The sequence below is a fragment of the Bosea sp. BIWAKO-01 genome (assembly GCF_001748145.1).
Lineage (GTDB): Bacteria > Pseudomonadota > Alphaproteobacteria > Rhizobiales > Beijerinckiaceae > Allobosea.
Genome location: NZ_BCQA01000001.1, coordinates 4678228 through 4703940 on the forward strand (window position 1 = coordinate 4678228; position 25713 = coordinate 4703940).

Consider the following 25713-nt stretch of genomic DNA (forward strand, 5'->3'; position numbering starts at 1 on the left):
GACCAACGACCTTTTGGCCTGACCTTCGGCCGGGGCTTTCCCCGGCCATTTTGCGTTCGAGCGAAGCAATGATGGACAAGACATTCGAGCCCGCCACCGTCGAGGCGCGCATCAGCAAGGCCTGGGAAGAGGCCGAGGCCTTCCGGGCGGGGCGTGGCGCCGAGCCGGGCGCGGAGCCCTATTGCATCGTCATTCCGCCGCCGAACGTGACCGGCTCCCTGCATATGGGACATGCGCTCAACAACACGCTGCAGGATGTGCTCTGCCGCTTCGAGCGCATGCGCGGCAAGGACGTGCTCTGGCAGCCGGGCACCGACCATGCCGGCATCGCGACCCAGATGGTGGTCGAGCGCAAGCTTGCCGCCGAGAACAAGACCGACCGCAGGGCCATGGGCCGCGAGGCCTTCCTCGAGGAGGTCTGGCGCTGGAAGGCGGAGTCCGGCGGCACCATCGTCAACCAGCTGAAGCGGCTCGGCGCCTCCTGCGACTGGTCGCGCGAGCGCTTCACCATGGACGAGGGGCTGAGTGCGGCCGTGCTTAAGGTCTTCGTCTCCCTGCACAAGCAGGGGCTGATCTACCGCGCCAAGCGGCTGGTGAACTGGGATCCGAAATTCCAGACCGCCATTTCCGATCTCGAGGTCCTGCAGGTCGAGAAGACCGGCTCGTATAGGTGGCAGGGCGGCGGGGAGGAGGAATTTGATACCGCCAAGCTCGACAAGGCGCTGAACCGCGATCCGAGCGGGCATCTCTATTATTTCAACTACCCGCTCGAAGGCGTGGTCTACGACCCCGACGACGCTTCGACCTTCATCACGGTTGCGACGACCCGGCCGGAAACGATGCTGGGCGATACCGGCGTCGCCGTGCATCCCGAGAACGAGCGGCTGAAGGGCCTGATCGGCAGGAACGCGATCCTGCCGCTGGTTGCGCGCGTCATCCCGATCTTTGGCGACGACTATGCCGACCCCGAGAAAGGCACAGGCGCGGTCAAGATCACGCCAGCGCATGACTTCAACGATTTCGAGGTTGGCAAGCGCCACAAGCTTGCGGTCATCAACATCCTCGACGGCGAAGCGCGCATGCTTCTCGAAGGGAACGAGGACTTCCTGGCCGGCGCCAAGCCCGAGCGGGCGGTGCAGGCTCTGCACGGCCTCGACCGCTTCGCGGCCCGCCGTCTCGTCGTCGCGCTGATGGCCGAGCGCGGCTTGCTGGTGAAGATCGAACCGCATGCGCATACCGTGCCGCATGGCGATCGCTCCGATGTCGTGATCGAGCCCTGGCTGACCGATCAGTGGTATGTCGACGTCAAGCCGCTGGCGGAACGCGCGCTCAAGGCCGTGAAGGATGGGCGCACCAAGATCACGCCCGATAGCTGGACCAAGACCTATAATGATTGGCTCGAGAACATCGAGCCCTGGTGCGTCTCGCGCCAGTTGTGGTGGGGGCACCAGATTCCGGCCTGGTACGGACCGGATGGCGAGTGCTTCGTCGCCGAATCCGAGACCGCTGCGCAGGCTCTGGCGGTCGGCCATTACGGCGGCCCTGTTGCGCTGACGCGCGACGAGGACGTGCTCGACACCTGGTTCTCGTCGGCGCTCTGGCCGTTCTCGACGCTGGGCTGGCCGGAGGATACGCCGGAGCTCAAGCGCTATTACCCGACGGCGACGCTCGTCACCGCCTTCGACATCATCTTCTTCTGGGTCGCCCGGATGATGATGATGGGCCTCAACTTCATGGACGAGGTGCCATTCAAGGACGTCTATATCCACGCCATCGTTCGCGACGAGAAGGGCGCGAAGATGTCGAAGTCGAAGGGCAACGTCATCGATCCGCTGACGCTCGTCGACAAATATGGTGCCGATGCCCTGCGCTTCACGCTTTCTGCCATGGCGGCGCAGGGGCGCGACATCAAGCTCGCGACCTCGCGTGTCGAGGGGTATCGCAACTTCGCGACGAAGATCTGGAACGCCTCTCGCTTCGCCGAGATGAATGGCTGCCAGCGCGTCGAGGGTTTTGATCCTGCCCTGGTCAAGCAGCAGCTCAATCGCTGGGTCCTCAGCGAGGCGGCTCGCGCCGCCGACGAGATCGCGGCCGGTATTGCCAGTTTCAAGTTCAACGAAGCGGCAGGCGCCGCCTATCGCTTCGTCTGGAACGAGTTCTGCGACTGGTATCTCGAGCTGGCGAAGCCCGTTCTGCAGGGAGAGGGTGCGACCGCAGAGGAGCGGGCTGAGACGCAGGCGACCGTTGCCCATGTCATCGACCTGATCTGCCAGCTTCTCCACCCCTTCATGCCGTTCCTCACCGAGGAACTCTGGGCCGTGAAGGCAGGAGAGGGGGCTCCGCGCAAGCTTGCCAAGGGCGATGCCACGCTGGTCTGCCTGACGCGCTGGCCCGAGCTTGCCGGCCTCACGAACGAGGCGGCCGAGGCGGAGATCGGCTTCGTCGTCGATCTGATCTCGGATATCCGCTCGGTCCGCTCCGAAACCAATGTGCCGGCCGGCGCGCAAGCGCCTCTGGTCCTGGTCAAGGCGAGTGCAGCAACCAGGGCGACGATCGAAGCCTGGGCTCCGATGATCGAGCGGCTGGCGCGCGTCTCCGCGATCAGCTTCGCCGAACTCGCCCCGGCGCAATCCGCCCAGATCATCGTGCGTGGGGAAGTCGCGGCTCTGCCGCTCGCCGGCATCATCGATCTCGACGCGGAGCGGGCGCGCCTGACGAAGGAACTCGCCAAGCTCGACCAGGACATTCTCGCGGTCGAGCGCAAGCTCGGCAATCCGGATTTCGTCGCTCGTGCGCCGGAAGAGGTCGTCGAGGAAAACCGCGAGCGCAAGGCGCAGGCCGAGGCGCGGAAGGTCAAGATCGGCGAAGCGCTGGTGCGGCTGCAATAGTCCGGTAGCGCGTCACTCCGGCGTTATGCAAAGACTGGTAGGGTTCCAAACGCGCTTGCTGGAGCCCTGCCATGTTTCGCCGCAATGCCTTCGGTCGTTTCCTTGTCGATGACTACCTGACCGAGGCGGGTACGCCCTCGCGCCGGCGTTTCCTTCAGGGGCTTGCGGCCTCGGGCCTGTTGCTCACCGGCGGCGCTGTGCTCGACCAGCGGGTCTGGGCCAATCCGGTCTTCGCCGCCTATCCTTTCGGGCTCGGCATCGCGTCTGGCGATCCGTCTGCCGATGGTTTCGTGATCTGGACCAAGCTCGCGCCCCTGCCGCTTGCGCGCAATGGCGGCATGGCCATGAAGGCTGTCGAGGTCACCTACGAGATCGGTGCCGAGGCGAATATGCGCCAGATCGTGCAACGCGGCTCGGCCCTGGCCCGGCCCGAGCTCGGCCACGCCGTCCATGTCGAGGTCTCCGGGCTGGAACCGAACCGCGACTATTTCTACCGCTTCACCTGCGGCGGCGAGCGCACCATCACGGGCCGTGCCCGCACCTTCCCCGTCGCGAATGCACCGATCGAGCGGGCCCATTTCGGTGTGCTCGGCTGCCAGCGCTACGAGGACGGCTATTTCACCGCCTTTCGCCATGTGGCGGATGAGCACTTCGATTTCATCTACCACTATGGCGACTACATCTACGAGTACCGCATGGTGCGGCCGAACGAGCGGCCGTTGCCTGTCGCGCGCGTCATGCCTGGAGATCCCGACGAGATCTATTCGCTCGGCGATTACCGTCAGCGTTATGCGATCTACAAATCCGATCCCGACCTGCAATTGGCCCATGCCTCGGCACCGTGGCTGGTCTCGTTCGACGATCATGAGGTCGACAACAATTTTGCAGGCTTGGTCTCGGAGCAGAATGTTCCACCGGAGATCTTCGCGCTGCGTCGCGCTGCCGGATTCCAGGCCTGGTATGAGCATATGCCGTTGCGCCGGGCGTCGATCCCGAATGGTCCGTCGATCCATGCCTATCGGCGCTTCCTCTATGGCGATCTGGCCCAGATCGACGTACTCGACACCCGACAGTTCCGCTCCGACCAGCCTTGCGGGGATGGTGCGCATGCGGCCTGCGCCGACGCCCTGAAGCCTGAAAACACCATGCTTGGCGAGAAGCAGGAGGCGTGGCTCGCCGATGGCCTGCGCCGTTCAAGCGCGCGATGGAACGTGCTGGCGCAGCAGGTCATGGTGATGCGTCACGACCGCGATCCCGATCCCAAGAAGACCAGCTACAGCATGGACAAATGGGACGGTGCAGTTGCGGCACGCCAGCGACTGTTCGACACTCTGGAGAGCGCCCGTACGGCCAACGCGGTCGTGCTCACCGGAGACATCCACCAGAACTGGGCGGGCGAGCTCAAGGCCAATTTCGACGATCCCAAATCGAGGACGCTTGGTGTCGAGTTCGTTGCGACCTCGATCACCTCGGGCGGCGATGGAGCCGACGTGACAAAGGCGGGGCAGGTCGTCCTGCAGAAGAACCCGCATATCGGGTTCTTCAACAATCAGCGTGGCTATATGCGCCATACCCTTTCGCAAGGCGGCTGGCAGGCCGATTATCGTGTGCTGGACCGGGTGACCACCGCCGGAGCCGCGGTCTCGACCCGCGCCAGCTTCGTCGTCGAGGCCGGAAAACCGGGGATGTCGCCGAAATGAGCCGCGATGTGCTCCGCCCGCATCAGGACATGAATCGGTCGCCAAATTGACCTTGAACTAAGAGACCTCTGGCAAATTCCCGGGGACACGATTAGATGCGCGCGGGGTGCAAGTCTGCCATGCGCCGTTCGATCCACTGCACGAGACACTGAACCGACGCATGCTCAAGCGAGCTTATGATTGGTGCGTTTCCTACGCATCCCACCCCGCCGCGCCCTGGCTGCTCTTCGCCCTGACCTTCGTCGAGAGTTCGGTCAGTCCGCTGCCTCCGCTCCCGCTACTGCTGCCGATGTGCATCGCGCGGCCGGACCGGGCGTGGTTCTATGCCGGAATCTGCTCGCTTGGCGCGGTTACCGGGGGCTATCTCGGCTATGCGATCGGCGCCTTCCTGTATGAATCCGTCGGCGTCTGGCTAATCAGCATCTACGGGCTTCAGGACAAGGCCGCCCATCTGATCTCGAGCTCGCAGGATTTCTGGTTCTGGGTGCTGGTCACCAAGGGGCTGACACCGATCCCGTTCAAGATCGTGACGATTATGTCGGGCTTCCTGCATTTCGACATCTGGAAGTTCACCATTGGCATGGTGATCTCACGCGTCACCTTCTTCGCCATGATCGCGCTCGCGCTACGCTTCTACGGCGACAACATCCGTATCTTCATCGAGAAGCATCTGCCGCTCAGCGTGACGATTCTGTTCGTGGTGGTTGTCGGCGGGTTCTTCGTCCTGCCCATGGTTCTCTGAGCTGCGGCTCCTCAAATTGTGACATCGTGGCAACACCGCTGAGGCATCGCATGCGCGCGGTCCTGAGCTGGATCAGATGCCGCGATGCCGCCACAAAGCGCCCCCAGCAAAGAGGGACGTTAAGTCACTGAGATTTAGATGATTTAAAGTCGGGTTTGTCCGGTTGGAAGATTATGTCCTTCCCGAGCCTGCAAAGAGACTGAACGTTGCGCCTGGCGCGGGCTGCGTGGCACACCTGCCGCGCACTGCAAGCGCAGGGTGGGGCGAGGACAGGTAGAATGGACGCGCGCGTTTTCGATAAGTCGAAGCTACCCAGCCGGCATGTCAGCGTCGGGCCGGCGCGTGCTCCGCATCGTTCCTACTACTATGCGATGGGGATGACCTCGAAGCAGATCGCACAGCCCTTCGTTGGCGTTGCGTCCTGCTGGAACGAGGCGGCTCCGTGCAACATTTCGCTGATGCGCCAGGCCCAGGCGGTCAAGAAGGGCGTTGCTTCGGCCGCGGGCACGCCGCGCGAGTTCTGCACCATCACGGTGACCGACGGCATCGCCATGGGCCACCAGGGCATGAAGTCGTCGCTGGCCTCGCGCGAATGCATCGCCGACTCGGTCGAGCTCACCATGCGCGGCCATTGCTATGACGCGCTGGTCGGCCTTGCCGGCTGCGACAAGTCGCTTCCGGGCATGATGATGGCGATGGTTCGCCTCAACGTGCCATCGATCTTCATCTATGGCGGCTCGATCCTGCCCGGCACCTTCAAGGGCAAGCCGGTCACCGTCCAGGACGTGTTCGAGGCCGTCGGCAAACACTCTGTCGGCGCCATGTCGGACGAGGACCTGAAGGAACTGGAGGAGGCGGCCTGCCCGTCCTCGGGCTCCTGTGGCGCCCAGTTCACCGCCAACACCATGGCGACGGTCGCCGAGGCGATCGGCCTTGCGCTGCCCTATTCCTGCGGCGCGCCTGCGCCCTACGATGTGCGCGACACCTTCTGCTACACCGCCGGCGAGATGGTGATGGAGCTGATCGCCAGGAACATTCGTCCGCGCGACATCGTCACCCGCAAGGCGTTGGAGAACGCCGCCATGGTCGTGGCGGCCTCGGGCGGCTCGACCAATGGCGCGCTGCACCTGCCGGCGATCGCACATGAATGCGGTATCGATTTCGATCTCTTCGCCGTCGCCGAGATCTTCAAGAAAACGCCCTACATCGCCGACCTGAAGCCAGGTGGAAAATATGTCGCCAAGGACATGTTCGAGGTCGGTGGCATCCCGCTGCTGATGAAGACCCTGCTCGACCATGGCTACCTGCATGGCGACTGCATGACGGTGACGGGTCGCACGATTGCCGAGAACCTCGCTTCGGTGAAATGGAACGATGAGCAGGACGTGATCCGCCCCGCCAACAAGCCGCTGTCCGACAATGGCGGTGTTGTCGGTTTGCAGGGCAATCTTGCCCCTGAGGGCGCGATCGTGAAGATCGCGGGCATGCCGGCCGAGAGCCTGGTCTTCACCGGGCCGGCTCGCTGCTTCGACTGCGAGGAGGACGCCTTCAAGGCCGTCACCAATCGCGAGTACAAGGTCGGCGACGTGCTGGTCATCCGCTATGAGGGCCCCAAGGGCGGCCCCGGCATGCGCGAGATGCTGTCGACGACCGCGGCCCTCTACGGCCAGGGCATGGGCGACAAGGTCGCGCTGATCACGGACGGGCGATTCTCCGGCGCGACGCGCGGTTTCTGCGTCGGCCATGTCGGCCCTGAAGCCGCTGTTGGCGGGCCGATCGGCCTCATCCGCGATGGGGACATCATCGAGCTCGATGCCATCACAGGAAAGCTCGCGTGCCGCCTTTCTGATGCCGAACTTGAGGAGCGTCGTAAGGCCTGGAAACCGCGCAAGACCGACTACAATTCGGGCGCGCTGTGGAAATACGCGCAAACGGTCGGTTCCGCCAAAGGCGGGGCCGTGACCCACCCAGGAGGGGCGGCAGAAACCCATTGCTATGCGGATATCTGAGACCATCATAGCTGGAACATTCCTGATCCTGGGCTGCCAGTCGGCAGCCTGGTCGCAGGATGTCATGGGCCGGGCGCCAATCCCGCCGCGTTCGATTCCGGGGGCTCCGCTGCCGGAGCCCGAGGGGCCGCCTCCGGCGGGCCTGCAGGCTCTACCCAATGGCCGTGTGTTGGCGCCCGCGCCGAACGCGCCCGCCGCGCATGCCGCGCTGCCGCTGGCGCCCTTCGCCAGCGCGCGCGATGCGCTGAAGGCGTGGATGCGCGATTCAACTGCTGGTGATCAGGCCGGCGCCGTGCGCGCACTCGAGTACGCCGCGGCGCACGGCCACCTCACGGCTCAGTACAAGCTCGGCCGGATGTATGCCGGTGGCGAAGGCGTTCCAAGCAATGATCTGAAGGCCTTCGAATACTTCTCGAAGATCGCGGATGAGAATGCCGATGCGATTCCGGGCACGGCTGACGGGCGTATCGTCGGCAGCGCTTTCGTGGCGCTCGGCAGCTATTTCACGGACGGTATCAAGGGCACCTATGTGAAGCCCAATATCGACCGTGCCTTCGATATGTTCCACTATGCCGCATCCTATTTCGGTGATCCCGACGGCCAGTACAATCTTGCCCGGCTCTACATGAACGGGCAGGGCACCGGCCGCGACCAGCGGCAGGGCGCGCGCTGGATGAAGCTTGCGGCCGAAAAGGGCCATGTGCCGGCGCGGGCCGTTTTTGGCGACATGCTGGTTCGTGGCAGCGACGGTGTTCCGCGTCAGGTCTCACAAGGGCTGATGTGGCTCGCACTGGCACGTGATGCCGCCGATCCGGCGCGTGAAGCCTGGATCTTCGAGCGCTATGACGCAGCCTTTGCCGCGGCGTCGGTGAGTGACCGCAACGCGGCTCTGTCGCTGGTCGAGCGCCAGCAGGTTGCGGGTCGCACCAGCGAACGCTGAGAGGCGTATGGGGGACGTGCACGACCGCCTCGGGGCGGCGTAACCCACGGCGTGGGCACGGACGACCTGCCGTTCCCACCGCATCGCTTTCTCCCTTCAGCCCTCCATGCATCCTCGCCTTGTCGTTGCGTGGGAAGACCGTTGCTCGCGGTCCGGCTCCGGATGTAGCCGGTCGGAACTGCCGGGAATCGCGCCGATTTTCTCGGGCGCGTCGTCTGCTCTTCGGCGGTCGCGCAATTCCGGAAGCGGGCTGCGCCGGTGCGAAACGGGCGCACACCGAGATGTGATGGCGCTGGCTTGTCCGAGGCCTGAACACGGGGCAATGTTCATCGTATGTTCATGCGATAGGGCGGAGATTCATCGCAAGGCGAGGCTCACTTGATGGGAGATTCGTCATGACCTCAATGTTCAGCATCACCAAGACGACTGCCGTTGCTTTCGCCGCGGTTATGGCAGTCGGTGTCATCGCATGGTCGGCGCCAGCCGAAGCGCGGTTCGGCGGCGGTGGAGGCTTCCACGGCGGTGGCGGCGGCTTCCAGGGTGGTGGAGGCTTCCATAGTGGCGGCATGGCCTTCCACGGCGGCGGCGCCCGAATGGCTGGCTTCGGAGGGGGCGGTTTCGCGCATCCCGGTTTTGCCCGCTCAGCTTTTGTCGGTCGGCCGGTTTTCTTCCACCAACAGCGGTTCAACCACAACCGGTTCTTCTTCGGCTCGGCCTTCGCCGTCGGCGCGCCCTACTACTACAACACCTTTTACAATGACGGCTGCTACTATGCGTGGCAGCAGCACTATGACGAGTGGGGTTACGTTGTCGCTCGCCGCGTCCTGGTCTGCTACTGACGCGTCGTTCCATGTGCCGTGGACGAGGCTTGCTGCAGGCAACAGCCGCGCGGGGACGCGGAGTTGATTACGCGGCCTTCAACTCCACGATGACCGGCACGTGGTCCGACGGCTTGTCCCAGCCGCGGACATGTTTGGCGATCGAGACAGCGGCCAACCTGTCTGCCGCGTGCGGCGAGAGCAGCAGATGGTCGATCCGGATGCCGTTGTTCCGCTGCCAGGCGCCGGCCTGATAATCCCAGAAGGTGTAAAGTCCGCCGGAATCCGTGGTCGAGCGCAGCGCTTCGGTAAATCCGAGATTGACCAGCCCCCGGAAGGCGGCGCGGGTTTGCGGGAGGAACAGCGCGTCATCGACCCAGGCGGCGGGGTCGCGGGCATCGCGCGGCTCGGGGATGACGTTGTAATCGCCAGCCAGCACCAGCGGCTCTTCATGGGCCAGCAGCGTTTGCGCATGGGCGGTCAGGCGGCGCATCCAGCCAAGCTTATAGGGGTATTTCTCGGTATTGGGCGGGTTGCCGTTCGGCAGATAGATCGAGGCGATGCGGACAACGCCGCCGGCATAGGGCAGCACGCCTTCGAGGTAGCGCGCCTGCTCGTCGGCATCGTCCCCAGGCAAGCCGCGGCAGACATCCTCGAGCCTGGTTCGGCTGAGAAGCGCGACGCCGTTGAAGGTCTTCTGGCCATGGGTCTCGACCTGCCAGCCGGCCTCCTCGATTTCGCGCCGCGGGAAATCCCCGTCGACGCATTTCAGCTCCTGCAGGCACAGGGCGTCGGGCTCGGATTCCTTGAGGAAATCGAGCAGATGGCCAAGCCGCTGGCGGACCGAATTGACGTTCCAAGTCACAATGCGCAACGGGCTGGCTCCGAGTCAGATCGAGCGGAGAATAAGCGTCAGAGATCGCCCGCTGACAACCCTGCAGTGGCGCCGGTCATGCCAAATGGCGTCAGCATGCCTGCCTGGACGGCATATCTCCCCATCAAAAAGCCTCCCCATGTCGCCATGGAGAGGCTCGATATCGTGGCGCCGAATGGGCGTCAGCGCTCAGGGGCAGGCGCGTACCACGCCGCCCGCGCCGATATAGGTACCGGTCTCGGGGTCGTAGCTGCGGAACCGGCGCGCGCAATAGGCGACCGCATCGGAAGCCGGCGCGGCGTAAACCGGGCCGCCATAAACTGGCTCGCCATAAACCGGGCCCCCATAGATCGGGGCCGGAGCCGCGTAGACAGGACCCGGCGCAAGCAATGCGCCGGCTGCCAGTGCACCGATAGCGCCCGCTGCAATACCGGCGCCGACAGCCGCACCGCGTCCGCCGCGATAATAGCCGCCGCGGTAGCCGTAGCGCGGACCGTAATATCTCCGATACTGCACGGTCTGAACCAGATCCCTGCCGGTTTCGGCGACAGCCGCAACTGAGCCAGTCGTCGCGCTCAGCGGCGCGGCGCTCGCCGGGGCGGTCAGAACGACGCCTCCGAGCAGCGCGGTGGCGATGGCGAGGGTCTTGATCATGACGAAACTTTCTCCTTTCCTCTCGAACGTGAGAGGAACGCGAGTGTTCCTCCAATCCGTGGCAATTTTATAGTGCAAGGCGGCGGCGTGAAAGCCCCGGCCGTCAAGATCCGTGAAATTTCATCCTTGCGGCGCTTCGTCATCGCATTTCAGCATTTCGATGCAAAGTTCGGCTCAGGATTAGCGCTTGTCTCGCAGGCGCTTCCGCACCATCTAGCGACGGCGTGATGTTGCTTCGCAACACGATCCCTTCCCGCATCCGGAACCGCTCTATGCTGCATCAAGATCCGACGCTGCCCCCTGCCCAGGCGATGACGACATTGCCGAGGATCATCTTCGGCTCGCGCTGGCTGCAGGTGCCGCTCTATCTCGGCCTCATCGTCGCTCAATGCGTCTACGTCTTCCTGTTCCTGAAGGAACTGGTCCACCTCGTCAGGCACGCGACGGAGTTCGGCGAGCAGCAGATCATGTTGGTCGTGCTCGGGCTGATCGATGTGGTGATGATCTCCAACCTGCTGATCATGGTGATCGTCGGCGGCTACGAGACATTCGTTTCGCGCCTGAAGCTCCATGGCCATCCTGATCAGCCGGAATGGCTGAGCCATGTCAACGCGAGCGTCCTGAAGATCAAGCTCGCCATGGCGATCATCGGCATCTCGTCGATCCACCTGCTCAGGACCTTCATCGAGGCCGGCAATATCGGCAATACCGGACGGGTGACGAACTACACCGAGACCGGGGTCATCCTGCAGACGGTGATCCACGTCGTCTTCATCTTCTCGGCCATGGGCATCGCCTGGGTCGACAAGATCACGCTGCCGGCCGGCAAGGGCCACTGAGCCACGGGTCAGGCTCTGAGGCCGCGCGGCATCCCCTTGGTGCTGCGCGGTTGTGCCTGACCGGGCGCAGTCTCGACGCCGATCGTCGGTAATGCCAGCGTGCGCTGGCCGCGAAAATCGACATGGCAGACGAGGAGCCCGCGCTCCTCGATATAGCCCAGAACACGACGGGCGCGGCCCGGCGAATGGCTGCCATAGACTTCGGCGAGCTCGGCGTCGGTCGGGGCGGGAGCGCCCTCGATCGCGGTGCGGGCAATGTAGAGAAACAGGCTCTGGAGGTCGTCCGGCAGGGTGGCTGCGGCGTCGAGCGAGACCTGCCAGGCATGGGACGCTGTGATGTCCTCACTTGCCCCTGCACGCGCCACGGCGAGCCGCCGGCGGAAGTCATCCAGGCTGAGCGATGATTGACCGACGCGACGCATGCGGCAGCGCACCGTAAAGTCCTGATAGACCACGGCGACCTGGCGGCTCCGCGTTTCCGGATCCTCCATCAGATCGCGCAGGATCTCGGTCATGATCGCCTCGCGCTCTTCCGGTTCCATCGGAATCTCGGGTTCCGGCTCCACGGCGGGGGCAGGGCGATAGCTCTCGATCTGGCGGAGCACTTCATTGGCTGCCGGGCGCGGCCGCGGCGTGGGGCGCGGGACCCAGGAGGTGACGGGAGGCTCGTTCTCGCCCGCTTCGAAAATCAGCTTGCTTGCATCCTCGGGGGCCTGTTCGGGCAGGGGCATCAGGCCGGGCGCACTGCCGCGATCGACCGAGGACACGGCGCCGATCCTGAGCGGCAAGGGGCGCTTCGACAACGCCGGGCCCAATGCGACGAACTGGCCACGCTCGAGGTCGCGGAACATCTCGGCCTGGCGGCGGTCCATGCCGAGCAGGTCGGAGGCGCGCTGCATGTCGATATCGAGGAAGGTGCGGCCCATCAGGAAGTTCGAGGCCTCGGCCGCGACGTTCTTGGCAAGCTTGGCGAGACGCTGAGTCGCGATCACCCCGGCGAGGCCGCGCTTGCGGCCGCGGCACATCAGATTGGTCATGGCGCCGAGCGAAAGGCGACGCGCTTCGTCTGACGCTTCGCCGGCCATGACGGGGGCGAAGAGTTGCGCCTCGTCGACGACGACCAGGATCGGGAACCACATGCTGCGATCGACGTCGAACAGCCCGCCGAGAAAGGCGGCGGTCGCGCGCAACTGCTCGTCGGCGTCGAGGTTCTCGAGATTGAGCACGATCGAGACACGATGCTGGCGGACGCGGATCGCGATACGCTGCAATTCGGCCTCGCCGCAGGCGGCATCGACCACGACATGGCCGAACTGACCGGCCAGCGAGACGAAATCGCCCTCTGGATCAATCACGGCCTGCTGGACCAGCGGTGCGCTCTGCTCCAGCAGCCGGCGCAGCAGATGCGACTTTCCTGAGCCGGAATTGCCTTGAACCAGCAGGCGCGTCGCCAGCAATTCGGCGAGATCAAGCAGCGCGGGTTGTCCACCCTGGGTCAAACCCATGTCGATGCCCGTCGTCATGCTCTGGTCTTGCTGCTCCGTCTGCCGCCCTGTTCCCGGACCGGCGCTTCTAACACACTGGAACTGGCCGATGGCCGGATACGGCCGGCCTTCCACAACTATCGGCCCCGGGCAGATCAGCGCGGGCAGCGCCGTACGCGTTCTTCACGTTGAATGTCGGCGATCATGCGGCGCTGGGTGTTCGACAGCGGCAGATCCTCGGCATTGTCGTATTGGCAGCCGGCATTGCCAAAGGCCGCGATACCGCGCTGAGTGCGGAAGCAGTAGCCCTGCGCTTTGTAGATCTCGTTGCGGGCATACCAGAGCTCGTCGCAGGTTTGCTGCGCGAGGGTCGGCGCAGGCATTCCTGTCAAAGTCAGGAATGCCATGATCATCAATGTCTTGTGCGGCATGGCTCACTTCTTGAATCGAGGCGACACGATTCAAGATTGGGCCGCCGGGCAAGCCCGGGCAAGCGGGGCTATTTCAACTCGCTCTTGCGCAGCATGGCGGCGCTCATGCTGACTCCGAAATGTTCGCTCATCTCGCCCGCACTCATATGGCGGATCGCTTCGATATTCGGGATCAGCAAGGCGGCGGCATAGCGCCGGGCCTGATACTCCATCGCCCGGACCTTGGCCGAGAGGCGCTCGGCCTGCGAGCCGGCAGGGGCGCGATGCAGGATTCCTTCATGGCCGAGCAGGGCATGCCCGACCTCATGGGCAATGGTCATCAGCGCCCGGCTTTCGCCGCGCAGGGCCGCGAGAAACACGGGTTCCGGAATCCGAAGGCGCTTGGTCTGGGAATCCCATTGTGCCTCGGCGTCGGCGAGTTGGCCGTCCGGTACCCGTTCATAGGCAAAATTCGGATAGCGGGCCTTCAGCCGCGCCATCAGGATCATGAAATCAATGCCCTGTTCGTCGCGGAAGCCGAGTTCGCGGCGATGGCTCAAGGCGCGGGCATCGATCTGGGCATCGGTCAGGAATGCGGGCTTCATGACAGCCTCCCATGACGGAGCAGGAGCAGCCTAGCGCGCTCTTTGCCAATGCTCAATCCAGGAACATCGGGCTTGCGCAGCTAGCGCGGGGCCATCTCGAGGCAGGTCAGGACCTGGACATAGCTGGGCGGGCCGCCGAGCTGTGCGCTCTCGACGCAGGTGTTGCGGTTCTGCGCTGGATAGGCCGACCAGCGTTGTACCAACGTCGCGCGCGCCTGGTTCTCGTCGTCCTGGCAGGCCTGGGCGGTTCGACCGACCCCCATGCTGGAACGGCCGACGTCGCGACAGGTGTTGACGACGTCGAAGCGCGGTGGCCCATCGGAAACGGGAACGAAGAGACCAGTTGATAGCGAAAGTGAGAGAAGGGCTGCGCTGATCATGGCATAATCTCCGCAGGAGGGCCCGCGCGTTCTACGCGTTCAAATCGGGCCTGATCCAGCATAGCGCGTCGCGTGCACAGCCGCTAGCCAAGCGTAAACCGGTCTCTGCCCTTCGCCTTGCTTACGTAAAGCAGACCGTCCGCACGCCTGTAGATCTGCTCCAGTGTTTCAAGGCCGTCGAAGAGGGCCGCTCCGACGCTGACAGTCAGGTGAGGGGCCGTATCCGAGGCGTCATGGGGAATGTCGAGCGAGGAGACCGCGCGGACGAGATTATCAAGCATGGCGCGTGCCGTATCGAGTCTGACCCCATAGAGGATCAGGCCAAACTCCTCGCCTCCCAGGCGCCCCACCATGTCCATCGGTCGGCGCAATCTCGCTTCGAGCGCGCGGGCCAGGCTGCGCAGCGCCAGGTCGCCGGCCTGATGTCCGTAGCGGTCGTTGTACTTCTTGAAGTGATCGACATCGAGAATGGCGAAGACGAGACCGGCGCGCTCGCGCCTGGCCTGACGCAAGGCCGTCGCCGCGTGCTCCTCGAAGAAGCGCCGATTGCCGATGCCGGTCAGTGCGTCGGACATGGCGCGGTTGTGCAGCATCCGACGCAGCAGGAAGTGATCGCGCTGGGTGTATTCGCGCAGATAGGCGCCGACGGCGCCGACGAACACGGCAAAGAACATCAGGATCGAGATCCGGATATGCTCATGGATATGGCCGGGATCGAGCATGATGAACCCGAGCAGCGCATTCAGGACGGCGATCAGCATCGCCGCGGCGACGCTCTGATGGAAGGTCAGGCCGACCGGCAGGAATACCGCCATGATGATGACGAAGCCGGCCAGGTCCGCCTGGGCGAGGTCGCGCAACTTGAAGACATTGGCGCTGACTGCGCTCGTCGTTCCGATCAGCACGAGAACGAGGAAGCTCAGCCGGTTATAGGCGCGGGGCAGGCGTTTGCCGACGAGGACCGAGATCAGGGAAAGTAGGACGGCGAGCGTGACCCAGCGCAGAGCGGTTGCGGCCAGGGCGTCGTAGCGCTGCGCCCGATATTCCGTCAGCGGGTCGATCCGTGAGATGTCGAGCGCGATGAATACCAGCCAGATACCGAGCGCGGTGAGCGCGCAGACCAGCGTGCTCATGCGCTGCTCGATGCGCATATAGCGGCGGTACTCGTCTTCCAGCGCCGAGACGAAGCGCAGGCGCTTGAAGCCTTGCGCGCGCTGCCCTGCATAGGAACTGTCGCGCGCAGGCGCCGGGGGCGCGTTTGCCGCGGCGTCTATGACCTGTTCCAAAGCACTCACCGCACAAGCCCGCGAACGGAGTGCCTAACACTCCGTTGCGGAGAGGGGCACTGGGTTGCAAGCGCTACCGGTCTGCGCGGGGACGGTTTCGGAAGCCTTGCGCCGGTGATGAGAATGCGAGGGAAGTCGGACGGCCCCCGCCGCAACGCCACTCCTAGCTGTGCTCGCTGGCGAGGATGGCCTCGACGATCTCCTGAACGTTCAAGGCTTCAGGCAGCGTCGCGAGATGATGCGGTTCGCCCTGCGTGAGGCGGATGACACCCTCGAGCTGGCGCCTGAGCGCGACGGGGCGTGCATCCGCCTGCGACAATGCGTCGGCAGCGCGTTCCCAACTGCCATCGGGCAGGCGGCGTTCGGCGATCGACCAGTCGCAAAGCCGGACCGCGCCCCTATCACCTTCCAGCATCCAGATATTGTGGTCGTCCTTCCCAGTGCTCCCGACACTGCCCTTGAGCGCGACGGGGATGTCACCGGCCAGCAACCCGGCCTCGATCCGGCGCTCCGATTTGCCCGCCTCGGGGAACGCCACGCTCGCCGTGAGCCCATGCAGGGGGCCAACCAGCCTGCGGCTCAGGAAGAGGAAATGCGACACGACCTCGCGGGTGAAACCGCCCTGTTGGGTTCTGTCCAGCCAGGCTGCCGCGTCGGCCTGCCAGGGGCGTGGCCATGTCGCGAAGGCGACTTCGATCGAGACGCGGGACACCGTGCCGACCGCACCCTGCGCGATCCACTCCATCAATGTCGCAACGGCAAGCGAGGAGGCGAAGGGGAAATTGACCGCGCCTCTGTCGCCGGCTTCCGCAACAAAGGCGCGCGCATCGGCGACATCGACCGCCAGTGGCTTCTCGCAAAAGACGCTCTTGCCCGCGCTGATGGCGGCACGGGCGTGCGCGAGGTGGGAGGCTGGCGGCGAGGCGATATAGACGCAGTCACTGGCGGCGACGATCGTAGCGGCATCGGCGAGCCGTGGAACCTGCGGGAAGGTTGCAGCCATCCGCTCCATTGCCGAAGGCGCCGGATCCCAGATGCCACTGACTTTCACCAGTTCCTGGGGCTGGTCGAGAATGGCGCGCAGCAGCCGCTCGCCCATGATACCCGCGCCAATGATCCCGATCGAGAGAGTGCCGTTCCGCATCGCCTAAGAATCCCTGCTCTGAGCCGAGAAGCGCGATAGCAGGATTCCGTCAGGCTCACGAGCACACGTACTGACAATCCTTCGTCGCTACCATGTGGCGCGCAGCCCGGCCGTGAAGGCATGTGCGGTGGCGTCGGTATTGAGCCTGACGTCATAGTCTGCGAACAGCGTGACGTTGCGGCCGGCACGCGCCGACAGGCCGAGGCCGAGAAGCGCACTATCGCGCGCCATTCCCGCGCCCTGGACCGGGAAAGTCGCGGCAGGGGCTCCGATGAAGGCGGTATCGAGCACCATCGCATCGTCGAGGAATTCGTGCTGCCAGCGGCCGCGAATCTCGACTGCGACGCGACCCGAGGCGAGATCGAACTCGTTTGCCAGGCGCAGGCCCAGGCTGCCGAGCAGGCTCTCCGCCGATTGCCTGCTGGCCGTCAGGCCAATACTCCCGGCGCCGGTCTCGCTGAAGCCGTCCTGCCGCAGATAGGTGTAGCGCAGCGCCGCCAGCGGCTCGAGCTTCGACCAGCCGAGATCGATGGTGTAGCCGGACTCGAGCGCGCCGGTGAAGCGATCGCCACCATAATCCGCCTTCGCCTGGCGCGAGAGCCCGCCAAGACTGATGCTGCGCTCGGACTCGAAATCGAGCCGGGCATAACCAAGGGTGCCGTCGAGGCGCAGCGGACCACGCGTGTAACTGCCATAGACCGCGCCCTCATGGGCCTTGATGCTGCCCTTGCCGGAGAAGTTGCGGAATTCGGCGTCGGTGCTGGAGTAGCCAAGGCTCAGCCCGGCCAGAAAATCGGGCGTGATCTGCCGGTCGAAGCCGCTGACCAGCCCGCCGACGCGATAATCGGCTCCGCCGGCATTGGCATCGCCGCCGAGCCTGCCGATGAGGCCATAGCCGCGCGCCCAGAGATTGTTCTGGGCTGAAGCTGGCCCGGCCGGCAGGCGCATCAGCAGCGCTGCGGCGGGACTCGCCGCGGCGCTCGATGCATAAGCCATTGCGGCGCCGGTTGCGGTGGGTTCGGCCTGGCCGGAGCGCAGATCGCTGAGCCGCTGCGAGATCATGTTGCCGAAGGGAGCAAAGCCGCCGAGCGCCAGAGTGCCGAGCCCGGCGTGGGCTTCACCTGAGAGGCTGGCGAGGGCCTGTCGCGCGCCGTCCCGCGTGCCGGCTGCCTGCAGCAGCCCGGTCACGTCCCGCAGATCCTGATCCGCGCCGGCAAGGCCGTGTTCGAGCGCTGCGCCGACGGCGCATTGGTTGGCCGAAGCGCAGACGCCTGGGGTATCGAAGGGCAGGGTGCGGATATCGAGATGCGCCGAGCTCGGCTGGTAGCGCAGGCTCGCCTCGATGAAGGGCGCCGAACCGTTGCCCGTCGGTCCCTCGATGCCGTCGAAGCGGCCGATGAGGCCCTGTCCGGCACTGAGCACCGGCATGGTCAGGAAGCGCGGCAGGAGTTGCGCCCCGCCTCCCATGGCGACGAGGCCGGAAAGGCTGGCGGTGCCGGTGACGGCAAGGTGGTTCAGCCCACCGATTGGGCTGACCTGCTGAACCAGAACGCCACCGGCCTGCTGCACGTAATTGCCGCTGATGGTCAGCGTGCCGACGCCGCGGCTATCGCCGGCCCAGAGGGTGCCGGCATTGGTGACGGAGCCCGTGATCAGGCCGGTACCAGTGAGCGTGCCGGCCGCACCGATGCTGGTTGGCGAGGCGATGCTGCCCATGATCGATAGAAAGCCGCCGTCGACGCGTGTCGCTCCGGCATAGGAGCTGTGGCCCGTGAGCACGAGTTCGCCCGCGCCGCGTTTGACGAGACCGCCGGTGCCGACCATGTCGTTTCCGAAGACGGCGAGGCCGCCGGGCTGGTCGACGACGAAATCGCCCCAATCGAAACGGCCGGGTCCGAGCACCGCCTTGCCGACATCGAGCAGGCCGTAACCGAACCGATCGTCGATGCCGGGCGGGCCAATGTCCCGGGCCGTGCCGAGCAGGGTCTGGCGCACCTGGTCGGCCGTGAAGAATGGGAACATCTGCCAGACGAGCGCGGCTGCGCCGGAGACATGGGGGGCGGCGAAGGAGGTACCATGGACCTTGGTGTAGCCGCCGTTCTTGTCAGCGACGACGATGGGGTCGTCCGGGAATTCGCCCCACCAATCCCCGCCGCCGGGAGCTGTCAGGCACCAGTTTTTGGCCACGCCACAGCGGTTCGTGTATCGCGGCTCGTAGCCAGGTCCGTAGGCCACCACTGCCAGCCAGCCGCGTTCCAGTTCGGGGAAATGATAGGGCAGGCCGGCTTCAATGCTCGGCTGGTTCCGCTCGTCATTGCCTGTACTCCAGACCAACAGTGCGCCAGATGCCACTGCACGATGATAGGCCGGCAGCTCCTGCCATCGAGCGAGCTCACTCCGAGTCACCGACGTGACAGAGTCGAAACTGCCCCAGCTGTTGTTGATGACGCGCACCCCACGCGCAACGAGCCCGTCGAAGGCCGCAACGAAGCCTGAAGACGTTGCCGGAACTCCATCCTGATCAAAGACGCGCGCGGCGAGGATCGTGGCTCCCGGCGCCACGCCATGCATGCCCATGCCGTCGCGGTTGGCTGCGATCACGGAGGCAACTTCAGTGCCGTGACCTTGAGGATCGGTCACAAACGGTGTGTTCGCGACATAGTCGTAACCGCCTCCAAAGCGGCCTATGAACTCGGAATGTCCGGTGAACAATCCGCCATCCACGACGCCAACCAGGATGCCCCTGCCGTCGACGCCGCGAGCATAGGCGTTTGCGGCATTGATGTAATCGAGCCCCCACTGGGCCTTGTACTCGGGAGCTCGCCACGTATTGGGGTCGGTGAGGAGGCCGCCCGATTGCGCCGAAGCCGCGCTCGTCAGGGCCGTCGTCAGCAGAAGCATCGCGGTGGCGATTTTAGGCAAGGACGTCACGCAGGCCTCAAAGGCAGGAATCAGGTGGTCCGGGTTGATGTCGTCGACCCAAGGGCTTGCCGCTGCATCTCGCCATCGTCAATACGGCAGTATTCGTATGGTGAAGGTAGGGGCAAGCGGGTTCGGACACTCGGGGTGATTGGCTGGGATGTATCCCGCCATGGGCTAAGAGATCAGCGACAGAGTACGGCTGCTACCCTCCGTTTCCATCGAAGCCGACGCCCGCAAGGTCGCGGGCCGTGTTGCGTTAATCCGATCTTTCAACCTGGAAGATAGGGTGGCGCGACCTCTGGGCGAATGGGTTCAGGGCGCTTCGACAGTGGGGGGATTCATGAAGCGCTGCAGCTGCAACACGGTCCATGATGCCGGTTGCCACCGGATGCGATGCGAGGAGTTGAGCAATCCGGACCGGCGGATGTTCATGACGACGGCGATCGCAGCAGGCGCCGCCGCTTCGGTTGGATTCTCGGCAACATCTGCAATCGCCGCACCGGCCCCCGAAAAGCGGAAATTCATGGAGGAGGCCACCCGTCTGGCCATCGAGTCGGTCGAGAAGGGGTGGGGTGGCCCGTTTGGCGCGGTCATCGTCAAGGATGGTGAGATCATCGGCCGGGGCCAGAACCGCGTGCTGCTGACCGGCATCCCGGTCTTCCATGCGGAGGTCACCGCGATCATGGATGCCTCGGCGCGGCTGAACCCCAAGGCCCTGCTCGGCAGTGACTACGGCGCAGGCACGATTCTGGAGATGATCCCACGCGAGCCTGGATCGCCGGACCCGGTGCCCGAGCGCGCCAAAATGCTGAAAGGCTGCGAGATCTACATCAACGGCGCACCATGCCCGATGTGCATGAGCGCGATCTACTGGTCGCGCATCGACCATGTCTATTTCGCCGCGAGCCTCAAGGATACCAGCGCGATCGGCTTCGACGACGCCTTCCAGTACGAGGATTTCGCCAAGCCCTGGACGGCACGCCGCATAGCGGTGACCGAGAATTTCGAGCGCGAAACCGGCCTCAAAGCCTATGAGGCCTGGATGAAGAAGCAGGATCGGCATCCCTACTGAGGAGGATGCCAGGTTCGCGCCTCCCTCATGGCTTGGCCGATTGCGCTTTGCCTGCCTGGCGATGCTCCATCGCCAGAGCTTCGTCGGCACGGCAGAACCTGTGCGCCGGCTTCATGTGCCGCGGGCAGAATGCTGCGCGCGCATGTCGCCAAACGATGCGTTCTGAGCATCCGGCTCCTGGGCCGCAATCCAGTCAGCGAAGGCCTGCATCGCAGCTGTCGGCTTCCGCGATTTGAGCTTGGTCAGCCAATAGCTTCCGAGCGAGATCGAGGCTGGAAACGGCCGCCGGATTGAGCCGTTGCGCAATTGGCGCGAAAACATGAGGGCCGGGGCCAGGGCTACTCCGACGCCTTGTTCTGCGGCCTCCATCATCGCGAGCGACGAGTCGAATACGATGGCGCCTGCAATATTGGGCGGCATCTCCGCGCCAGTGGCGGCAAACCAGCGACTCCACTCGTCCATGCGGTAGCTGCGCAACAGAGTGAGTGCGCCCAGATCCTGCGGCGCACGGAGTGCGGCGGCCAAGTCGGGCGTACAGAGAGGTGTCAGGGGCGCCTCGAACAGCTCCGTCGCATCGAGCCCATGCCAGGCGCCGTTGCCGAACCGAATGGAGAAATCCAATCCTTCGGCAGCCAGATCGACGCGATTGTTGTTGGTGGAAAGCCTCAGCTCGACGAACGGATGAGCGCGCCTGAAATCCTCGAGCCGGGGCAGCAGCCAACCGACTGCGAAGGTGCCCACCGCTCCGACCACGAGCAGCTCGCGGACCTTTCCCGACCCAACCCTGTCGAGCGTCGTGGCCAGGCGATCGAAGGCATCGCTCACGACGGGGAGGAGGGCTTCGCCCTCTGCCGTGATCCTGAGGCCGCGCGGGAGCCTGCGGAACAACTGAACGCCCAATCTCTGCTCGAGAGATCGAACCTGCTGGCTCACGGCAGCTTGCGTCACCGCCAGCTCGATGCCGGCCCGCGTGAAGCTGAGATGCCTGGCCGAGGCTTCGAACGCCCGCAGCGCGTTGAGTGGCAGAAAAGGTCGAACCATCGATGCCCAAATTTAACTTATGGCTGATCCGACTTATCATCGTTTGTAGGAAGTTCGAAGGGGTCATAAACGGCGCTTATTCCGAATTGGAAGGAGATCCCCTTGTCCAAACGACTCTATGCCGGTCTGGCAGCCAGCGTTCTCGCCGGCACGCTGGGCAGCCTGTCCAGCGCCCATGCAGCCGGCCCCGACCAGGATGCCCGGGTGCGCCAGGCTGTCGACGAAGCGATGAAGCCGGTGATCGAGCAGCACGGGATCCCCGGCCTCGCCGTCGCGGTGACGATCGATGGAAAGCGCTACTTCCTCGAGTATGGCCTGGCCTCGAGGGAACCCAAGGTTCCCGTCACGCGTGACACGCTCTTCGAACTGGGGTCGATCAGCAAGACCTTTACGGCGACGCTTGCGACCTTTGCCGAGATCGAGGGCAAGCTGTCGCTGAACGACAGCGTCAGCCAACACATGCCCGAGTTGAAGGGCAGTGCCCTGGACGATGTCCGGCTGCTGGATCTCGGCACGCATACGGCTGGCGGCTTTCCGCTTCAGGTTCCTGACGACGTCAAGGATCAGAAGCAGCTCATGGCCTATTATCGCGCCTGGAAGCCGCGGTTCACTCCCGGCACATACCGCAATTACGCGAACCCGAGCATCGGGCTTCTCGGCGTCGTCACCGCGAAGGCGATGGGAGCAAGCTTCGAGACGCTGATGGAGCGGCGGTTGTTCCCGGACCTCGGGTTACGACGAACCTATATCACCGTCCCTGCGGCCGAGATGAAGTCGTACGCGTGGGGCTACAATCGAGAAGACAAGCCGATCCGGGTCTCCCCGGGCCTGCTCGCGACCGAAGCCTACGGAATCAAATCCAACGTCGTCGACATGATCCGCTTCCTTGAGGTGAACATGGGCATCGGCACCACGCCGGGGAAGGCGGCCATCGCTGCGAGGGCGACCCATACCGGGTATTTCCGCGCGGGCGAGCTCATCCAGGATCTGATCTGGGAGCAATATCCCTATCCGGTCGAGCTGGACAAACTCGTCGCCGGCAACTCGGCCAAGATGATCCTGAACGGCGTCCCGGCGGTTGCGATCGAGCCGCCGATGGCGCCGCGGAGCGACGTGATCCTCAACAAGACCGGATCGACCAACGGCTTTGGCGGCTATGTCGCCTATGTCCCGGCGAAGAAGATCGGGATCGTCATGCTCGCGAACAAGAACTACCCCAATGATGCGCGGGTGAAGGCGGCGCATCAGGTGTTGTCGCGGCTTGCCGAGTAAGTCTGGCTGGTTGCATTCGTCTGGCGAAGGACAATCGGAGCAGGCTGCGGTGCAGGCCCCTGCTGCTACCGCTCCGATTGTGCCGTAATGCCGTGACGCGCAGAGCCGAACCCAACGGCTGCGTCAGACCAGCCGCACCGCCTTGCCCGGATTCATCAGGTTGGAGGGGTCGAACTGGCGCTTGACGCCTCGCATCAGCTCCAGGTCGAATGGCGACTTATAGATTTCGATGAGATCGCGCTTGAGCTCGCCCAGGCCATGCTCGGCGCTGATGCTGCCGTCGAAAGCCTCGACGAGATCATAGAGCGCCGTCTCGACCTTCTTATGCAGGCTCTGGCGTTCCGTGGCGTCGGCTCCGGGCGGTGCCAACAGATTGAAATGCAGATTGCCGTCGCCGATATGGCCGAAAACGATCGGGCGCAGGCGGGTGTCGATCGCATTCAGCGCCGTCAGGCTGCGATCGACGAAGGCCGGGATAGCGCTGATCGGGGTGGAAACATCGTGGCTGAAGCTGGGGCCTGCGCGCTTCTGCGCTTCCGTGATGTTCTCGCGAAGTGCCCAGAGCTGCTCAGCCTGTGCCAGGGAACGGGCGATGACGGCGTCGTCGACGATCTCCTGCTCGAAGCCTTCGGAGAGAACACTCTCCAGGATCGTTTCGAGCGGAATTTCCGGCGTCGCCGCATCGAGTTGCAGCAGCACATAGACGCCACCGCGCAGTGCCGGTTGGGCGACATGTGGAGCATGGGTTTCGACCAGGGCGCGGCAGTCTTCGGTAAAACACTCGCAGCCGGACAGGACATCGGCCGCGCGCGAGCGGGCAAGCTGGAACAGGCGCAAAGCCGCTGCGAAATCCCGGACGCTGGCCAGCGCGGTCGCGCGGGCCTGCGGTGCCGCGTGCAATTTGAGTGCGGCGGCGGTGACGATACCGAGAGTTCCTTCCGAGCCGATGAAGAGATGCTTCAGGTCGTAGCCGGTATTGTCCTTGCGCAACGCGCGCAGGCCATTCCACACCCGCCCGTCGGGGAGCACGACTTCCAGTCCGAGTACCTGGTCGCGCATGTTGCCATAGCGCAAAACCGCCGTTCCGCCGGCATTGGTGGCGATCGTGCCGCCGATCTGGCAACTGCCCTCGGCGGCGAGGCTGACGGGAAAGAACAGGCCCGCGTCGAGTGCACGCTGCTGCAAGGTCTGCAGGACGACGCCCGACTCTACGATCGCAACGGCGTTGATCGTATCGATCTCGCGGATCCGATTCATGCGCCCGAGCTGGACCACGACCGCTTGTCCGCTGTCATCGGGAATGCCGCCGAAGACGAGGCCGGTATTCCCGCCCTGCGGAACCAGCGGCACGCGGTGGCGCTGACTCCAGGCGGCGATCTCCGCGACTTGCCGGACGTCGGCCGGCCGGACCACCGCGCGGGCAAGGCCGTGCCGCCGGCCGCGCCAGTCCTCGCAGAACGGCGCGATGGCGGCAGCGTCGGTCAGGACATGGTCGGCTCCAACGATCTGCTCGAGCTCGTTCAGGGGGGGCGTGGACATTGCGTTCTCCTGGAAGGCCGCGAGCGTGAACGTGAGCACGAAACCGCCGCCCGTATGAAGCAGGCGGCGGTTCAATCATGTTCGTCGAGCCTAGTCGATCTTCGTTCCGGTTTCCTTGACCAGTTGGGCCCAGCCCGCCAGCCCGTTGGATATGTAGGTTCCGAACTGCGCTGGGGTCATCGGTTGCGGCTCGGCGCCCTCGCGTGCGAAGGCGGCCTTCGTCTCATCGGTCTTCATCACCTCGGCGACGGCTTCGTTGAGCTTCATCACGATCGCTGTCGGAGTTCCCTTGGGCGCGAGGATGCCGTTCCAGGTGTTGACCTCGTAACCGGGAAGCGTTTCGGCGACGGTCGGCGTATCGGGAAGCACCGAGGAGCGCTTGCCGGTGGTTACGGCCAACGCAACGAGCTTGCCGGATTTCACATGCGGCAGCGTCGCGGGCAGCGTTCCGAATGTATACTGGGTCTCCCCGGCGATGACACCGGTCAGCGACGGTGCCCCGCCGCGATAGGGAATATGCTGAACTTTCAGTCCCCCCATGTGGCGGAACATCTCGCCGGCAAGGTGACCCGGCGAGCCATTGCCGCTGGACGCATAGTCCATGGCTGCGGGCTTGCTCTTGATCAGCTCGATCAGCTTCCTGGTATCGGAAGCCCCAACGGATGGATTGACCGCAAGCACGAGCGGAACCGAGGCAATGAAGGCGACCGGCTGGAAATCCGCGACCGGATCGTAGGTGAGCTTGCTGTAGACTGCCGGGTTGATGCCATGGCTGCTGGCGGTCGCCATCAGCAGCGTATAGCCGTCGGGCGCCGCTCTTGCTGCGATCTCCGAGCCGATGCCGCCGGCGGCGCCCGGCCGATTGTCGACGACGACCGGCTGGCCCAGCTTCTCCGACAGTTTGTGCGCGACTGCGCGGGCGAGGATATCGGTCGTTCCGCCGGGTGCGTAACCGACCATGAGTTTGATGGGTTTTGATGGATAAGTGTCGGCCTGGGCATGAGGCTGGCTGATGGCAACAAGCGTCAGTGACGCCGCGCCAATCAGCAGATGGCGTTTCGTTATCATGGACGTTTCCTCGATGTTATTGTGGG

General features: G+C 64.4%; 21 protein-coding genes. 9 read left to right on the forward strand and 12 right to left on the reverse strand.

Annotated features, from left to right (window positions below):
• Positions 1–68 precede the first annotated feature (68 nt).
• The 6 genes from BIWAKO_RS21915 to BIWAKO_RS21940 all read left to right on the forward strand — a co-directional run bounded on the left by BIWAKO_RS21915 (position 69) and on the right by BIWAKO_RS21940 (position 9118).
• Entirely contained in the window at positions 69–2888 is a 2820-nt protein-coding gene (locus BIWAKO_RS21915; RefSeq protein WP_069880445.1) for a valine--tRNA ligase, read from the forward strand.
• Positions 2889–2959: 71 nt separating this feature from the next.
• Positions 2960–4588 carry an alkaline phosphatase D family protein gene (locus tag BIWAKO_RS21920; protein WP_084651670.1) on the forward strand — a complete coding sequence of 543 codons (1629 nt, stop codon included), beginning with the start codon at positions 2960–2962 and terminating at the stop codon, positions 4586–4588.
• Between the two features lie 160 nt (positions 4589–4748).
• A complete protein-coding gene (locus BIWAKO_RS21925) occupies positions 4749–5330 on the forward strand; it encodes a YqaA family protein (protein ID WP_069882691.1) in 582 nt (193 codons plus the stop codon).
• Positions 5331–5608: 278 nt separating this feature from the next.
• Positions 5609–7339, forward strand: a complete 1731-nt coding sequence (ilvD, locus tag BIWAKO_RS21930; RefSeq protein WP_069880446.1) for a dihydroxy-acid dehydratase — start codon at positions 5609–5611, stop codon at positions 7337–7339.
• Positions 7326–8279, forward strand: coding sequence for a tetratricopeptide repeat protein (locus BIWAKO_RS21935; protein ID WP_244523511.1), 954 nt, complete (start codon positions 7326–7328; stop codon positions 8277–8279). The genes ilvD and BIWAKO_RS21935 overlap by 14 nt, the downstream gene beginning before the upstream one ends.
• A gap of 395 nt (positions 8280–8674) precedes the next feature.
• On the forward strand, positions 8675–9118 hold the full coding sequence (locus tag BIWAKO_RS21940; RefSeq protein ID WP_069880447.1) for a hypothetical protein: 444 nt from the start codon (positions 8675–8677) through the stop codon (positions 9116–9118).
• A gap of 67 nt (positions 9119–9185) precedes the next feature.
• Here BIWAKO_RS21940 and xth read toward each other — a convergent pair whose 3' ends face one another.
• Both xth and BIWAKO_RS21950 read right to left on the reverse strand, forming a co-directional pair.
• Entirely contained in the window at positions 9186–9971 is a 786-nt protein-coding gene (gene xth / locus BIWAKO_RS21945; protein ID WP_069880448.1) for an exodeoxyribonuclease III, read from the reverse strand.
• A gap of 189 nt (positions 9972–10160) precedes the next feature.
• Positions 10161–10625, reverse strand: coding sequence for a BA14K family protein (locus tag BIWAKO_RS21950; protein ID WP_069880449.1), 465 nt, complete (start codon positions 10623–10625; stop codon positions 10161–10163).
• A 272-nt stretch (positions 10626–10897) separates the two neighbouring features.
• Here BIWAKO_RS21950 and BIWAKO_RS21955 point away from each other — a divergent pair, with 272 nt between their 5' ends.
• The gene (locus tag BIWAKO_RS21955; protein ID WP_069880450.1) at positions 10898–11464 is read left to right on the forward strand and encodes a TIGR00645 family protein; all 567 of its coding nucleotides are present in this window, start codon (positions 10898–10900) and stop codon (positions 11462–11464) included.
• 8 nt (positions 11465–11472) lie between these two features.
• Here BIWAKO_RS21955 and BIWAKO_RS21960 read toward each other — a convergent pair whose 3' ends face one another.
• From BIWAKO_RS21960 to BIWAKO_RS21990, 7 genes are all read right to left on the reverse strand, one after another.
• The gene (locus tag BIWAKO_RS21960) at positions 11473–12987 is read right to left on the reverse strand and encodes a helicase HerA domain-containing protein (protein WP_069880451.1); all 1515 of its coding nucleotides are present in this window, start codon (positions 12985–12987) and stop codon (positions 11473–11475) included.
• A gap of 116 nt (positions 12988–13103) precedes the next feature.
• On the reverse strand, positions 13104–13379 hold the full coding sequence (locus BIWAKO_RS21965) for a YARHG domain-containing protein (protein WP_244523512.1): 276 nt from the start codon (positions 13377–13379) through the stop codon (positions 13104–13106).
• Between the two features lie 68 nt (positions 13380–13447).
• Positions 13448–13963, reverse strand: a complete 516-nt coding sequence (locus BIWAKO_RS21970) for an ImmA/IrrE family metallo-endopeptidase (protein ID WP_069880452.1) — start codon at positions 13961–13963, stop codon at positions 13448–13450.
• A gap of 80 nt (positions 13964–14043) precedes the next feature.
• Positions 14044–14343 carry a hypothetical protein gene (locus BIWAKO_RS21975; protein ID WP_069880453.1) on the reverse strand — a complete coding sequence of 100 codons (300 nt, stop codon included), beginning with the start codon at positions 14341–14343 and terminating at the stop codon, positions 14044–14046.
• A gap of 83 nt (positions 14344–14426) precedes the next feature.
• The gene (locus BIWAKO_RS21980) at positions 14427–15638 is read right to left on the reverse strand and encodes a GGDEF domain-containing protein (RefSeq protein ID WP_141740180.1); all 1212 of its coding nucleotides are present in this window, start codon (positions 15636–15638) and stop codon (positions 14427–14429) included.
• A gap of 154 nt (positions 15639–15792) precedes the next feature.
• Positions 15793–16773, reverse strand: coding sequence for a Gfo/Idh/MocA family protein (locus BIWAKO_RS21985; protein WP_069880455.1), 981 nt, complete (start codon positions 16771–16773; stop codon positions 15793–15795).
• An 87-nt stretch (positions 16774–16860) separates the two neighbouring features.
• The gene (locus BIWAKO_RS21990; RefSeq protein WP_141740181.1) at positions 16861–19704 is read right to left on the reverse strand and encodes an autotransporter domain-containing protein; all 2844 of its coding nucleotides are present in this window, start codon (positions 19702–19704) and stop codon (positions 16861–16863) included.
• 421 nt (positions 19705–20125) lie between these two features.
• Here BIWAKO_RS21990 and BIWAKO_RS22000 point away from each other — a divergent pair, with 421 nt between their 5' ends.
• Entirely contained in the window at positions 20126–20767 is a 642-nt protein-coding gene (locus BIWAKO_RS22000; RefSeq protein ID WP_244523513.1) for a nucleoside deaminase, read from the forward strand.
• 111 nt (positions 20768–20878) lie between these two features.
• Here the strand turns inward: BIWAKO_RS22000 and BIWAKO_RS22005 are convergent, their stop codons facing one another.
• Entirely contained in the window at positions 20879–21808 is a 930-nt protein-coding gene (locus BIWAKO_RS22005) for a LysR family transcriptional regulator (RefSeq protein ID WP_084651676.1), read from the reverse strand.
• 126 nt (positions 21809–21934) lie between these two features.
• On the opposite strand from BIWAKO_RS22005, the gene ampC reads away from it, so the two are divergent.
• A complete protein-coding gene (gene ampC, locus BIWAKO_RS22010) occupies positions 21935–23080 on the forward strand; it encodes a class C beta-lactamase (protein ID WP_371332200.1) in 1146 nt (381 codons plus the stop codon).
• Positions 23081–23203: 123 nt separating this feature from the next.
• On the opposite strand, the gene BIWAKO_RS22015 is transcribed toward ampC, so the two are convergent.
• Entirely contained in the window at positions 23204–24619 is a 1416-nt protein-coding gene (locus BIWAKO_RS22015) for an FAD-binding oxidoreductase (protein WP_069882694.1), read from the reverse strand.
• A 90-nt stretch (positions 24620–24709) separates the two neighbouring features.
• Complete coding sequence (locus tag BIWAKO_RS22020) at positions 24710–25687, reverse strand: Bug family tripartite tricarboxylate transporter substrate binding protein (RefSeq protein ID WP_069880460.1); 978 nt, start codon at positions 25685–25687, stop codon at positions 24710–24712.
• Positions 25688–25713: the final 26 nt, after the last annotated feature.